The 13,054-nt window shown below is 62.1% G+C and carries 12 protein-coding genes; 8 read left to right on the forward strand and 4 right to left on the reverse strand.

The window, feature by feature from the left end:
• Positions 1-97: 97 nt before the first annotated feature.
• Positions 98-739 (reverse strand): TetR/AcrR family transcriptional regulator, encoded by a 642-nt coding sequence (locus NKH99_RS03715; protein WP_352469491.1) that lies wholly within the window; start codon positions 737-739, stop codon positions 98-100.
• A 189-nt stretch (positions 740-928) separates the two neighbouring features.
• On the opposite strand from NKH99_RS03715, the gene NKH99_RS03720 reads away from it, so the two are divergent.
• Positions 929-1,630, forward strand: a complete 702-nt coding sequence (locus NKH99_RS03720) for a hypothetical protein (protein ID WP_352469493.1) — start codon at positions 929-931, stop codon at positions 1,628-1,630.
• Between the two features lie 41 nt (positions 1,631-1,671).
• Here the strand turns inward: NKH99_RS03720 and NKH99_RS03725 are convergent, their stop codons facing one another.
• From NKH99_RS03725 to NKH99_RS03735, 3 genes are all read right to left on the reverse strand, one after another.
• The gene (locus NKH99_RS03725) at positions 1,672-2,166 is read right to left on the reverse strand and encodes a MaoC family dehydratase (protein WP_031211357.1); all 495 of its coding nucleotides are present in this window, start codon (positions 2,164-2,166) and stop codon (positions 1,672-1,674) included.
• A 39-nt stretch (positions 2,167-2,205) separates the two neighbouring features.
• Positions 2,206-3,021, reverse strand: a complete 816-nt coding sequence (locus NKH99_RS03730) for an SDR family oxidoreductase (protein ID WP_352682471.1) — start codon at positions 3,019-3,021, stop codon at positions 2,206-2,208.
• A 505-nt stretch (positions 3,022-3,526) separates the two neighbouring features.
• Positions 3,527-4,354, reverse strand: coding sequence for a MurR/RpiR family transcriptional regulator (locus NKH99_RS03735; RefSeq protein ID WP_352832490.1), 828 nt, complete (start codon positions 4,352-4,354; stop codon positions 3,527-3,529).
• A gap of 146 nt (positions 4,355-4,500) precedes the next feature.
• Here NKH99_RS03735 and NKH99_RS03740 point away from each other — a divergent pair, with 146 nt between their 5' ends.
• The 7 genes from NKH99_RS03740 (at position 4,501) to NKH99_RS03770 (ending at position 13,037) form a co-directional block, all read left to right on the forward strand.
• Entirely contained in the window at positions 4,501-5,325 is an 825-nt protein-coding gene (locus NKH99_RS03740) for an N-formylglutamate amidohydrolase (protein WP_353012689.1), read from the forward strand.
• A gap of 22 nt (positions 5,326-5,347) precedes the next feature.
• A complete protein-coding gene (locus NKH99_RS03745; RefSeq protein ID WP_353012692.1) occupies positions 5,348-6,910 on the forward strand; it encodes an amino acid permease in 1,563 nt (520 codons plus the stop codon).
• Positions 6,911-7,010: 100 nt separating this feature from the next.
• Positions 7,011-8,381, forward strand: coding sequence for a glutamine synthetase family protein (locus NKH99_RS03750; RefSeq protein WP_352469498.1), 1,371 nt, complete (start codon positions 7,011-7,013; stop codon positions 8,379-8,381).
• Positions 8,382-8,561: 180 nt separating this feature from the next.
• Complete coding sequence (locus NKH99_RS03755) at positions 8,562-9,950, forward strand: aldehyde dehydrogenase family protein (RefSeq protein ID WP_352469499.1); 1,389 nt, start codon at positions 8,562-8,564, stop codon at positions 9,948-9,950.
• Between the two features lie 42 nt (positions 9,951-9,992).
• Complete coding sequence (locus NKH99_RS03760) at positions 9,993-10,478, forward strand: DUF2569 domain-containing protein (protein ID WP_352469500.1); 486 nt, start codon at positions 9,993-9,995, stop codon at positions 10,476-10,478.
• A gap of 38 nt (positions 10,479-10,516) precedes the next feature.
• Complete coding sequence (locus NKH99_RS03765; protein WP_352469501.1) at positions 10,517-11,689, forward strand: iron-containing alcohol dehydrogenase; 1,173 nt, start codon at positions 10,517-10,519, stop codon at positions 11,687-11,689.
• A gap of 241 nt (positions 11,690-11,930) precedes the next feature.
• Positions 11,931-13,037, forward strand: a complete 1,107-nt coding sequence (locus tag NKH99_RS03770) for an ABC transporter substrate-binding protein (protein WP_352469502.1) — start codon at positions 11,931-11,933, stop codon at positions 13,035-13,037.
• Positions 13,038-13,054 lie beyond the last annotated feature (17 nt).

The raw sequence follows: 13,054 nt of genomic DNA on the forward strand, positions 1-13,054 counted from the left end.
AAGCAGAATCGTACGCGTACGGAGAATTGCCGAACGCTCGGCGCTGTGGCGCGGATCGTTCGGAGAAGATCCTGCAGATCGGGAGGAGCGCCGCTCTTCAGCAGTTGACGGGCGGCGTGAGCGGCGCAATCTCGTGCGCGGCGATGGCTTCGAGCATGATGTCGCCGATCCGTGTGATGAACGTCGTCTGGTCGCCGAACGGGTAGAACGGGAAGGTGATCAGCAGCGAGATGGCGCCGTGGCCGACCGCCCACAGCATGGTGGCGATGGCGCGTGGATCGCCTTTGAGCCTGCCGGCGGCAACGCAGGCTTCGACCCTCTCGATCAGCACTTTCATCGCCGGGTTGCCGCCTTCCATCTCGGCAAAGGTCTTGCCGGTCGGCGGCTTGACTTTTTCGGTCATGAAGACGGTGCGGTACTCGTTGGGATTTTCCAGCCCGAAGGCGGCGTATTCGACAAGCACCGCCTTGAGCGCCTCGATCGGGTCGTCGGCCGTATGATTTGCGATGCGCCTGGCCAGGGTCTCGAAGGCATCCTCGGCCAGCGCGAACAGGATGTCCTGCTTGTCGGCGAAATAGGAATAGACCGACATCGGCGCATAGCCGACGCGCTTGGCGAGCTTGCGGATGGTGAGGCCGTCATAGCCTTCTTCCTGGACAAGCTTGTGCGCGGCGTCGACAAGTTCGGAACGCAGTTCGGCCTTTTGTTTTTCGCGGCGCTCCTGGACGCTTAGCTGCAACTTTCTACTGCCTTATGACTGATGCTGGATGCAGCATATATACGCTGTACGGCGTCGGGCAAGGGCGGTGTGAAGCAGAGGCTTGACCTCACAAAACGATGTAACCAGGCAATAAAGCCGGCAACATCGGACTGTTACAGACAAAGACTAATTCGCGGCTCTGCAAAAATTTCGTTTCGGGAGGCCGTTATGACCGGAACTGAGCTTTCGTCCGGCGTGCCGGACGTGGACCCGCTTTCTCATCGCGCCAGGATGGCGCTCAGGCGCGTCGTCATGGTCGCATGGCTGGCGATCGCGCTCGGCTTCGCCATGGAAGCTCTCATTCTGACCGTCAGATTTGCGGCAGGTGCCTACCCGGCGACGACGCAGGTTCTGATCGAACTGGCGCAAGGCGTGACCTGGTCGTTCTTCGTCTGCGCGGGCGTCAGCCTCGGCACGGCGCTCACCAAGGTGCGAGCCTCGCTCGGTGGCCTGATCGGTGCGATTTCGGCGCCACTGGCGATGGGCATCGCCAAAGGGACGCAAAAGGTTATGGTCAGCGCGCTGGACGCGGCGGCAAAGCCGGCCATCCTGTCGCTCACGACGCTCGGTGTGCTGCGGGCGATCGAATACGGGCTGCTCGGCTGGGCACTGGCGTCGCTGGCATCGAAGGAAGAACCGCGTCCGCTCCATTTCGCGCTGGCAGGCGCCCTGATAGGCGCGGTATTCGGCGGCGGCATCACGGTGCTGACCATCGAGACGGCCGCGGCGAACGACGCTGCTCTCGCAATGCCACAGGCGATCGCAACCGGCCTCAACGAGATCGTGTTCCCAATCGGTTGTTCACTGGTCGTCTACATTGCGCTGCAGGTCAGCCGTCACATGAAGTACGTCGCGGCCGAAGCCAAATAGATTTGGCACAGATAGATTTGGGCTTCTCCGCCCGACGAGAGTCAGACCGCTTCCGGCTGGCGTTCGATCAGCGTCAGCGTCAGCCAGCGCGCGGTCAGCGCCGGTTTTTTCGAGCCCTCGATCTCGATCGTCACGTCGTGCGCCGTCTGCACCCACCCCGACGGCCTGACCTTGACGTCGGCCAGCACGAAACGGGTGCGGATGCGCGAGCCGGTCTTCACCGGCGCCAGGAAGCGCAGCGAATCGAAGCCGTGATTGACGCCCATTTTGCTGTTTTCCAGCGGCGGCATGGTTTCGAAGGTCATCGCCGACAACAGCGAAAGCGACAGGAAGCCATGCGCGATGGTGCCGCCGAACGGCGTTTCGCGGCTGGCACGTTCCGGATCGCAATGGATGAACTGATGGTCGTCGGTGGCATCGGCGAACTGGTCGATCATGCGCTGGGTGACGACCCGCCATGGCGACACGCCGACTTCCTTGCCGACGTTGGCCAGAAGCACATCGAGACTGATCGGTTCCACGCTGATGTCCTCCATCTTCACCCCCGGCATTTCACTCGCCGGATGGCGTGCGTCTCATTCCTTGAACAATGTCAGCCCGTGTTGCACCGACTGCCCGCCATCGATCGGCAGGATGGCGCCGGTGACATAGCTGCCGGCCCGGCTGCACAAATAGAGCGTTGCGCCGGCAATGTCATCCGGTGCGCCGATGCGGCCGATCGGAACGTGGTTGCCGATATGTCTTGCCTGGTCCTCGGTGCCGGTGGCGAAGGCCGTCATCCGGCTCCGGAAAGGGCCAGGCGCAAAGGCGTTGACGGTGATGCGGCGGGCGGCGAACTCGATCGCCAGGATGCGCGTCAGGTGGTGAACCGCGGCCTTCGAGGCCGAGTAGGAGTAGGCATCTTCGGCCAAAGGCTGCGTGCCCATCACCGATCCGAGGTTGATCACCCGGGCCGGGTCGGCATCGCTGGCGGCGGCCTCGAGCAGAGGCAGCAATTCGCGCGTCAGGTGGAAGACCGCGGTGACGTTGACGCCGAACACCTTGGCCCAGGCATGGTAGGGAAAGCTTTCCAGCGGCGCGCCCCAGGAGATGCCGGCATTGTTGACCAGGATATGCAGCCGCTCGGTCCGCGCCCTGACCTCGGCCACAAGCGCCGCAATGCCGGCCTCGCTGGAGACGTCGCCGGCAAAACCTTCCGCCCGGCCGGATGCGCCAAGTCCGTTCAACTCGCCGGCAACCTTGGCGCAGTCCTCGCCCTTGCGCGAGGCAATCATCACCGAGGCGCCAGCCATGACCAGAGCGGTCGCCGCCATGCGGCCGATGCCGGTCGCGGCGCCGGTGACCAGCGCTGTCTTGCCGGCGACTGAGAACAGCTCGTCCAGATAGCTCATCGTACCCTCCGCGCAGTTCACCGCGCTTTGGTTCAAGGAAGCGGCTTCACGTCGACAAGGCTAGCCGAACTTCGATCATGCTTGCCATGGGTAAAGTAGCTGGGGTGGGGCACGCTTAGCGGCTGAATGGTTAAGCCCGAAATGCAAGGTGGTGATTCGGCCGTGACATGGGTCGGATGAATGATGCGGCCGTGCCCGTTAGCGAGCACCTTGGTAAGCGGTTCATTTCGCACGTGAACCAGTCGTCATTACTCCTCCGCCCCAGCCGCAGGCGGGTCTTGAGGAGTTGGGAGGTGGCCGAGCAGTGGGGCGGGACTGATATTCGCAGTCGTGGACGGGGACTATGCTGTCGGGGGGAAAGCCATGGGTAAGAAACAACGCACCGTCCTGCTGGCAGCGGTGGTTGCGACTGTCTTCGGCGTCCTTTTGCTGATCCTGATCCTGCAGATGATCAGTTTTCTAGTGGACTAGAGCGAAGCGAAAGGCGTGCCTTTCCGGAGGGGCTCTACCGCAGGCTTTCCAGTTCGCGGATGCGTTTGGCGCCGTCGGCTTCGAGCTGCCTTGTGACCGCGCCGATCAGCGCTTCGGCAACGACGAAAAGCGCGGCGGATGAGTCCCAGGCCGAAGGCACGGCGGTGCGCCCGGCGATGACATGGCGGGCGAAGCGGGCGATCGGCGACAGCCACTGGTCGGTAAACAGCACGATCTGCACGCCGCGCTGGTTGGCCGTCTCGGCGAAACGGACCAGGCTGTCCTGATAGCGCCTGATGTCGAAGATCACCAGCACGTCGCGCTTCCCCATGTCGATCAGTCGGTCGCGCCAGACGCTTTCCTGCCCGCCGAGGTGAAAAACGTTGGGCTGGATGATGGCGAGGTGGGCGGCCATGTAGCGCGCCAGCGGGTCGGTGAAGCGGCCACCGATCAGGAATGTCTTGCCGCGCCGGTCGGCTAGCTTGGCGACGATGTCGGCAAGCTGCTTGTCCGAGAGGTGCCGGAATGTCTCGCGCATGTTGTCGAGGGTCGCCTCCAGCATCGGCGACACGGCGCTGGCGCCCTGCGATGGCGGATTGAGCGTGCGCGAGGCCGGCGACTGCAATTGCGCCGCCAGTTCGTCTTGCAGCGCCGACTGGAATTCCGGATAGTTCTGGAAGCCGAGCCGGGCGACGAAACGCAGGATCGTGGGCGATGATACGCCGGCCGTAGCCGAGAATTCGGCGACCGTCTTCAGCCCGATCAGCGGATAGCTGGCGATCAGCGCTTGCGCTGCGCGCCGCTCGCCGGCCGGCATGGTGCCGATGCGGTCGGAGATCAGTTCGGCAATGCTCGAAACCATGCTTTTTCCCCACCCTGGCCGTGCCGTTAGCGCATTATCGAAATCGCGTTTGACAAAGCCGGCCAAACTGTATGAAATCATCCGCAGGGACGCAATGAGGCAAAATACGTAACATACGATACAGCGCTCCCCGGGGACAGCAGACAATGGAGACAGCACGGCCCGCCAGCCTTGCATCGCCTGAAACCGTAAGGGTGACGAACCCCGGCGGATCAAGCCCTTTCGTGCTGACCTGCGACCACGCCTCCAATTTCCTGCCACCGGAATTCGGAACGCTCGGCCTTGCCGCCGAGGAACTTTCCCGCCACATCGCCTGGGATCCCGGCGCCTTGCCGGTGGCGCGCCGGATGGCCGAGGCGCTTGATGCGACGCTGGTCGAGACCTGCGTCTCGCGGCTCGTCATCGACTGCAACCGGCCGATCGACGCGCCGGACCTGATAGTGACGGTCAGCGCCAGCGAAAAAACCGTGATCCCTGCCAACCAGGGGCTTTCCGCCGACCAGCGGGAGGCGCGCATCGCTCTGGCGTGGCGGCCGTTTCACGAGAGGATCGCAACGGTCATCGACGAGCGCCTGGCGGCCGGGCGGGAGACCAGGCTGGTCTCGATCCATTCCTTCACGCCGGTATACAAGGGCAAGAGCCGGCCCTGGCACATAGGCATCATCCATGACGAGGATGGTCGGTTGGCGGCGCCGCTGATCGCGGCGCTGAAGCGGCTCGCCGGCGTAACGGTCGGCGTCAATGAACCCTATTCGCCGGCCGACCGCGTCTATTTCACACTGGAACGCCATGCCCGCTCGCGCGGGCTGGCCTGCGCAATGATTGAAATCCGCAACGACGAGATCGCCGGCGCAGCCGGGCAGCGGAAATGGGCGGATCTGCTCGCAGGTATTTTTCTCAATCTGGAGCCCGAAGCGGCCAAGGCCTCCAGACCAAGCGCCGTCGGAAAGTCAGTTCAATCGGCCAGCTAAGAAACCAAAAGGGGACTTTAAAATGGTAGCACCGGGTTACAGCGAAGTTGACAAGAAGGAGGACCTGAAAGTTCTCCACGGAATGGGCTATGCTCAGGAACTGTCGCGAAGCATGAGCCGCTTCTCGAATTTCGCGATCTCGTTCTCGATCATCTGCATCCTCTCAGGCGGCATCAATTCCTTTGCGCAAGCGACGTCGTCCATCGGTGGCGCCGGCGCTGGCATCGGCTGGATCGTCGGGTGCATGGTTTCGGGATTTTTCGCGCTCGCCATGGCCCAGATCGCCTCTGCATTTCCGACCGCCGGCGGCCTCTATCACTGGGCATCCATCCTAGGGAACCGTTTCACTGGCTGGCTCACCGCATGGCTCAATCTGCTCGGCCTGATCACCGTGCTCGGCGCCATCAACATCGGTACTGCTTTCTTCTTCGTCGGAACGTTCGGGAGCTGGTTCGGCATTACCGGTACTCCGGGCGAGATTGTCGGATTTGTTGCCGTCATCACCGCGATCCAGGCGCTCTGTAATCACTTCGGCATCAAGCTGACCGCCATGCTGACTGACGCTTCCGGCTTCCTGATCCTTGGCGCAACAGCTGTGCTGATCATTGCCTGCCTGGTGTTTGCGCCCGCAATCGACATCACGCGGCTGTGGACCTTCACCAACTATTCGGGTGATGCCGGCGGCGGTGTCTTCCCACAGTCGGATTCCATGAGCTACCTGTTCCTGCTCTGCCTGCTGCTGCCGGTTTACACCATCACTGGCTATGACGCGTCGGCGCATACTTCGGAAGAAACGTTGAGGGCGGCGCACTCGGTTCCGCGGGCAATCGTTTCGTCCGTAGTCTGGTCGTCGCTGATCGGCTGGGTGATGCTGTGCGCGATCGTACTGGCGATTCCGGATCTGGCGGCCGGCGCCAAGCAGGGCTGGAGCGTGTTCTTCGCCACGATGGACGCGATCTTGCCGGCGTGGCTGAAGACACTGCTCTATCTGGGCATCCTGATCGCGCAGTTCCTCTGCGGTCTGGCAACGGTCACCTCTGCCTCGCGCATGCTTTTCGCCTTCTCGCGTGACGGCGGCATGCCGGTCGGCTCGGCCTCGCTAGCCAAGGTCAGCCCGACCTGGCGCACGCCGGTCAATGCGATTTGGACGGCTGCTGTGCTCGAGGTAATCTATGTCTTTCTTGCCCAGTTCATCTCGGTCGGCGGCACGAACATCTATACCATCGTCGTCAATTCGACATTGGTGTTCCTGTTTCTGTCCTTCATCATTCCGATCGTGCTCGGCATGATGGCTTTCGGAACGGAAAAATGGCCGAACCCCGGCCCATGGAACCTCGGCGCCGGCCTGTTCAAGCTGTTTTGCATCCTGTCGGTCATCGGCATGGCGATCATCTTCTACATCGCCATCCAGCCGCCGAACGACAAAGTGCTCTATATCACCTTGGGCTTCATTGTGCTGACCGCGGTGCTTTGGTTCGGTTTCGAGAACCGCCGCTTCCAGGGTCCGCCCATCGGCGACCAGATCGCAAAGCGTCAGGCGGCGATCAAGGCAGCCGAGCTAGCCATAGGCGAAGCCGGCGCCTGACCCCCTCTCATGACCATGGCCGGCATTCGCGCCGGCCGTGGTTTTCGTTTCCTTTTCAAAGTGACAAGCCCGAAACGACAAGCGCTGGAGTGCCAAAGGAATGGCCGGAAATTTCTCGTTCGATCAGTTGAAGCAAGCGGTCTCCAGCGGCGAGGTCGACACGGTGCTGGCCTGCATCGTCGATATGCAGGGGCGGCTCGCGGGAAAGCGTTTCCTGGCCCGTTATTTCGTCGATTCCGCGCATGACGAGACGCATGGCTGTAACTATCTCTTGGCGGCAGACATCGATATGGAACCGGTGCCCGGCTACAAGGCGGCGAGCTGGTCGAAGGGTTATGGCGATTTCGTCATGAAGCCGGACCTTGCGACGCTGCGGCTCGTTCCGTGGCTGGAGAAGACGGCGCTGGTGATCTGCGACGTGCTCGACCACCATACCCATGACGACCTGGCGCATTCGCCGCGCGCCATGCTGAAGAAGCAGGTCAAGCGGCTGCAGGATCGCGGCTATATCGGCTATTTCGCTTCCGAGCTCGAATTCTATCTGTTCAGCGAAACCTACGATTCCGCCCGCAAGAAGCACTGGCAGGGCCTCGAGACGGCATCGCCCTACATCGGCGACTACCAGATCGGCATCACCACCAAGGAAGAAGGCGTCATGCGCCGGCTGCGCAACGAGATGGAGGCGGCCGGCATCCCGATCGAGAATTCGAAGGGCGAGTGGGGGCCAGGCCAGGAAGAGATCAATGTCCGCTACGCCGAGGCGCTCGACATGGCCGACCGCCACGTCATCCTGAAGAACGGCGCCAAGGAAATCGCCGAGTCCGAAGGCAAGGCGATCTCGTTCATGGCCAAGTACAATTACGGGCTCGCCGGCAATTCCAGCCACATCCATAATTCGCTGTGGAGCGCCGACGGCAAGACGCCGTTGTTCTACGACAAAAATGCCGAGTGGACGCTGTCGACACTCGGCCAGCAATGGGCGGCCGGCCAGCTCAAATATGCCAAGGAATTCACCTGGTTCCTGGCGCCCTACATCAATTCCTACAAGCGCTTCCAGGCCGGCACGTTTGCGCCGACCAAGATCATGTGGAGCGAGGACAACCGCACCGCCGGCTTCCGTCTTTGCGGCGAGGGCACCAAAGGCATCCGCATGGAATGCCGCATCGGCGGCGCCGATTTGAACCCCTATCTGGCTTTCGCCGCGCTGATCGCGGCCGGGCTTGCCGGCATCGATGAAAAGCTTGAGCTGCAGAAGCCCTTCGTCGGTGATGCCTACCAGGCCTCGCAGCTGCCTGAAATTCCAAAGACATTGCGCGACGCCACCGCGACGCTGGCGGAATCGAAAATGCTGAGGCAGGCGCTCGGCGACGATGTGCTGGAACATTACGTCCACACGGCACACTGGGAACAGTTCGAGTACGACCGCCGGATTACGGACTGGGAACTGCACAGGGGGTTCGAGCGGTATTGAATAATCTGGCAACGTTGGCGCCGCTCCTCACCCTCAGCCTCTCCCGTGAAGAACGGGGGAGAGGGGGCCCGGCGCTGAGCTTGTCCCTTCTCCCCGTCAGTATACGGGAAAAGGTGCCGGCAGGCGGATGAGGGGCGGCGCTAACCAACGACATTATTGTAGAATGCGAGGACCCAAGGCATGACCGAAACGGTCAAGATAAAATCCCCCGTCGACGGTTCGATCTATGCCGAACGGCCTCTTGCCACCGACCAGGCGATCGGTGCCGCGGTCGAACGTGCCAAGGCGGCGCAGGAGAAGTGGGCTGAGACGCCGGTCATCGAGCGCGGCAAATACATGCTTGCCATGCTGGAAGCGCTGGTCGCCATGACCGACGAGATCGTGCCGGAGATCGCCTGGCAGATGGGCCGGCCGGTGCGCTATGGCGGCGAGTTCGGCGGCGTCAGGGAACGCGTCAGCTACATGGTCGAGATCGCCGAGGCGGCCCTGAAGCCGGTCATGGCCTCCAATCCGAAGGACGGCTTTCGCCGCTATGTGAAGAAGGTGCCACTCGGCGTGGTCATGGTGATCGCGCCGTGGAACTATCCCTATCTCACCGCCGTCAACACCATCGTGCCGGCGCTGATGGCGGGCAGCGCTGTCATCCTCAAGCATGCGGCACAGACATTGTTGGTCGGCGAGCGGTTTCAGCAGGCGTTTGATAAGGCCGGCCTGCCCAAGGGCCTGTTCCAGAACCTCGTCCTGAACCACGCGCAGACTGAAAGGCTGCTCGGCTCCGGCAAGATCGACCATGTCAACTTCACCGGCTCGGTCGCCGGCGGCCGCGCCATCGAGAAGGCGGCGGCGGGCACCTTCATGACGCTCGGCCTCGAACTCGGCGGCAAGGATCCGGCCTATGTGCTGCCGGACGCAAAGATGGACCATGCCGTTGCCAATCTGGTCGACGGCGCCTTCTACAATTCCGGCCAGTGCTGCTGCGGCATCGAGCGCGTGTATGTCCACGAGAAGGTCTACGACGAATTCGTCGAGGGCTTCATTGCCGAGACCAGGAACTACGTCGTCGGCAATCCGCTCGACCAGGCGACCACCATGGGGCCGATGGCGCAGGCGCGCTTCGCCGACCTGATCCGCGAGCAGAAGGCCGAGGCGTTGCGCAAGGGCGCCAGGGCGCACATCGATATGAAGGTGGCCAACGACAGGCAAGGTTCCCCCTATCTGACGCCGGAAGTGCTGACCCAGGTCGACCACCAGATGAGCGTCATGCGCGAGGAAAGCTTTGGCCCGATCGTCGGCATCATGAAGGTGCGCAACGACGAGGAGGCGATCGCGCTGATGAACGACAGCCCCTATGGGCTGACGGCCTCGATCTGGACGCACGACATTGAGCATGCGGCGGCGATCGGCGATCGTGTCGAGACCGGCACCGTGTTCATGAACCGCTGCGACTATCTCGACCCGGCGCTGGTCTGGACCGGCGTCAAGGACACCGGCAAGGGCGCGGCACTGTCGGCCATCGGCTACGACAATCTGACCAGGCCGAAATCATACCATCTGCGCGAGGTGATCTAAGGTGGCGATCGACAGGCATGCGATCGCTGTTGAGGGGGAGTAATGGCGGATACACAACAATCGGCGCTGCCAGATCGTGAGGGTCCCGAGGGTATCGGCGGGTGGCTTGTCCTGCCGATGCTCGGGTTGATGCTCACGCCGATACTGGGGTTGGTACAACTGCACAATACCGACTATCTCGGCTTCGACTGGCAGGCCTTCAGTTTTTCTCAAGGTGCGCTGCTCGTTGCCGAACTGGTGACAGCAGGCGTTCTAAGCCTTACAGCCCCGGTCCTGTTATTGTTCTTCATGTTCAAGCGCTGGGAGATATTCCCGGGCTGGTACATGATTTGGGCAGTCGCGATGCCGGTATATGTCATCCTCGACCCATGGGCTGCGCATCTGGTTTTTCGCGAGAGCTTTCCAACCTTGGCTGATGCGTTCGACAGCGAAACGATGCGCGGAATTTACCGTTCCGTCTGGGCCGCAGCCATCTGGATTCCGTACATGATGCGGTCAGACCGTGTGGCCAATACCTTTGTGAATTGACGACATCCGAGAGCACGAAAGCAGTCAAGAAGGTCGAAATGACAAAACTCGTTTCCAAATGGAATTACCCGACGACCGTCCGCTTCGGCGCCGGACGCATCAAGGAGCTGCCGGAGGTGCTGGCGGCGACCGGCATCAAGCGGCCGCTGTTCGTCACCGATCCGGGACTGGCCAGGCTGCCGGTGGTGGCCTCGACCCTGAAGATCCTCGACGACGCCAAGGTGCCCTATGGCGTATTTTCCGAGGTCAAGCCGAACCCGGTGGATTCCAACCTGACCGCCGGCATTGCCGTGTTCAAGAAGGGCAAGCATGACGGCGTCATTGCCTTTGGCGGCGGCTCGGCGCTCGACCTCGGCAAGCTGATCGCCTTCCAGGCCGGGCAGACCCGGCCGGTCTGGGATTTCGAGGATGTCGGCGACTGGTGGACACGCGCCGATGCCGATGCGATCGCGCCGATCATCGCCGTGCCGACCACCGCCGGCACCGGCTCGGAAGTCGGCCGCGCCGGCGTCATCACCAATGAAGCGACCCATACCAAGAAGGTCATCTTCCATCCAAAGCTCTTGCCGGCGATCGTCATTGCCGATCCGGAGCTGTCGGTCGGGATGCCGGGCTTCATCACCGCCGGCACCGGCATGGATGCGCTCGCTCACTGTCTCGAAGCCTATTGCGCGCCGGGCTATCACCCGATGGCCGACGGCATCGCCGTGGAAGGCATAAGGCTGGTCTTCGAAAACCTGCCGAAAGCCTATGCCAACGGCAAGGATCTGGTCGCCCGCGCCAACATGATGAGCGCCGCTGCCATGGGAGCGGCCGCCTTCCAGAAAGGGCTTGGAGCGATTCATTCGCTGTCGCATCCGATCGGCGCGCTCTACGATAGCCACCACGGCATGACCAACGCCGTGTTCATGCCCTACGTGCTGGCCTTCAATCGCGAGGCGATCGAGCCGCGCATCGCCCGGCTTGCCGCCTATTGCGGCATCAAGGGCGGCTTCGACGGTTTTGCCAAGGCGATCATCAAGCTGCGCAAGGAGCTCAAGGTGCCGCATGCGCTGCCCGGCCTGATCAAGGGGCTCGACATGGACAAGAAGCGCAAGGGCCTGATTGCCGACATGGCGGTGGTCGATCCGACCGCCGGCGGCAACCCGGTCAAGCTGACCAAGAAGGCGGCGCTGACGCTGCTCGAAAACGCCATCGCCGGCACCGTCTGAGACAATTTTCGCATCGGAAATCGACTTGGGAAAGAGGCAAAGGAAAGGGGGAAAGATGAAAGGCAAGATCGAAACTAGTTAGCCGGAAAAAGAATCGCGAAGCGATTGCTACAGCCGGTTAAAAAGAGTTTACTTTTTCATACTGCGGGGCATCGCTTTCACAAAGCTTTCATCTGGCTGTCACACGAAAACGATACCGCATCGCAGGCGTCCAACGGCGTCAGTTCAACGGAGAGAACACATGTTCAAATTCACGGGAAAACTGCTTTCCCTTTCGGCCGTCGCCCTGATGGCGACCTCTGCCATCTCGTCGGCCCAGTCCATGGATGAACTGGTCGCCGCAGCCAAGGCTGAAGGCCAGCTCACCACCATCGCGCTGCCGCATGACTGGTGCGGCTACGGCGCGGTCATCGACGGCTTCAAGGCAAAATATCCGGGGATCACCGTCAACGAGCTCAACCCCGATGCCGGCTCCGGCGACGAGGTCGAGGCGATCAAGGCCAACAAGGACAACAAGGGCCCGCAAGCGCCCGACGTCATCGACGTCGGCCTGAGCTTCGGCCCGACCGCCAAGAAGGATGGCCTGATCCAGGCTTATAAAGTATCAACCTGGGACTCGATCCCGGACAGCGCCAAGGATGCCGAAGGCTTTTGGACCGGCGACTATTACGGCGTGCTTTCGTTTCTGGTGAACAAGGACCTGGTCAAGGAAGCGCCGGCCGACTGGGCCGACTTGCTGAAGCCGGAATTCGCCAATACCGTGGCGCTCGCCGGCGACCCGCGTGCTTCGAACCAGGCCATCCAGGCAGTCTATGCCGCCGGCCTTTCCGGCGGTGCGGCTGCCGGCGAAGCCGCCGGCACGGCTGGTCTCGACTTCTTCAAGAAGCTCAACGCCGCCGGCAATTTCGTGCCGGTCATCGGCAAGCCCGCGACGCTTGCTCAAGGCCAGACGCCAATCCTGGTGACCTGGGATTATAACGCGCTTGCCGGCCGTGATACGCTGAAGGGCAATCCGCCGGTCGACGTCGTCGTGCCGAAGACCGGTGTCGTCGCCGGCGTCTATGTTCAGGCGATCAGCGCCTATGCGCCGCACCCGAATGCTGCCAAGCTGTGGCTGGAATATCTCTATTCCGACGAAGGCCAGATCGGCTGGCTGAAGGGCTATTGTCACCCGATCCGCTTCAACGACCTCGCCAAGAATGGCAAGCTCCCGGCTGACGTGATGGCCAAGCTGCCGCCGGCCGAGTCCTATGCAGCCGCGGTGTTCCCGACGCTCGACGAGCAGGGCAAGGCCAAGGAAGCCATCACCAAGAACTGGGATGCCGTCGTCGGCGCCAACGTCAAGTAAGACTTGAGATCAGCCGG

This window comes from Mesorhizobium sp. M0854, from assembly GCF_040319815.1.
In the GTDB taxonomy this organism is placed as follows: Bacteria; Pseudomonadota; Alphaproteobacteria; order Rhizobiales; family Rhizobiaceae; genus Mesorhizobium.

Excerpts from the sequence above, each read along its gene's own strand:
- NKH99_RS03725 (WP_031211357.1), bottom strand. The coding sequence starts at position 2,166 with ATGGAGGACATCAGCGTGGAACCGATCAGTCTCGATGTGCTTCTGGCC.
- NKH99_RS03745 (WP_353012692.1), top strand. The coding sequence starts at position 5,348 with ATGGTAGCACCGGGTTACAGCGAAGTTGACAAGAAGGAGGACCTGAAA.
- NKH99_RS03755 (WP_352469499.1), top strand. The coding sequence starts at position 8,562 with ATGACCGAAACGGTCAAGATAAAATCCCCCGTCGACGGTTCGATCTAT.
- NKH99_RS03750 (WP_352469498.1), top strand. The coding sequence starts at position 7,011 with ATGGCCGGAAATTTCTCGTTCGATCAGTTGAAGCAAGCGGTCTCCAGC.
- NKH99_RS03740 (WP_353012689.1), top strand. The coding sequence starts at position 4,501 with ATGGAGACAGCACGGCCCGCCAGCCTTGCATCGCCTGAAACCGTAAGG.
- NKH99_RS03720 (WP_352469493.1), top strand. The coding sequence starts at position 929 with ATGACCGGAACTGAGCTTTCGTCCGGCGTGCCGGACGTGGACCCGCTT.
- NKH99_RS03760 (WP_352469500.1), top strand. The coding sequence starts at position 9,993 with ATGGCGGATACACAACAATCGGCGCTGCCAGATCGTGAGGGTCCCGAG.
- NKH99_RS03735 (WP_352832490.1), bottom strand. The coding sequence starts at position 4,354 with ATGGTTTCGAGCATTGCCGAACTGATCTCCGACCGCATCGGCACCATG.
- NKH99_RS03765 (WP_352469501.1), top strand. The coding sequence starts at position 10,517 with ATGACAAAACTCGTTTCCAAATGGAATTACCCGACGACCGTCCGCTTC.
- NKH99_RS03730 (WP_352682471.1), bottom strand. The coding sequence starts at position 3,021 with ATGAGCTATCTGGACGAGCTGTTCTCAGTCGCCGGCAAGACAGCGCTG.
- NKH99_RS03770 (WP_352469502.1), top strand. The coding sequence starts at position 11,931 with ATGTTCAAATTCACGGGAAAACTGCTTTCCCTTTCGGCCGTCGCCCTG.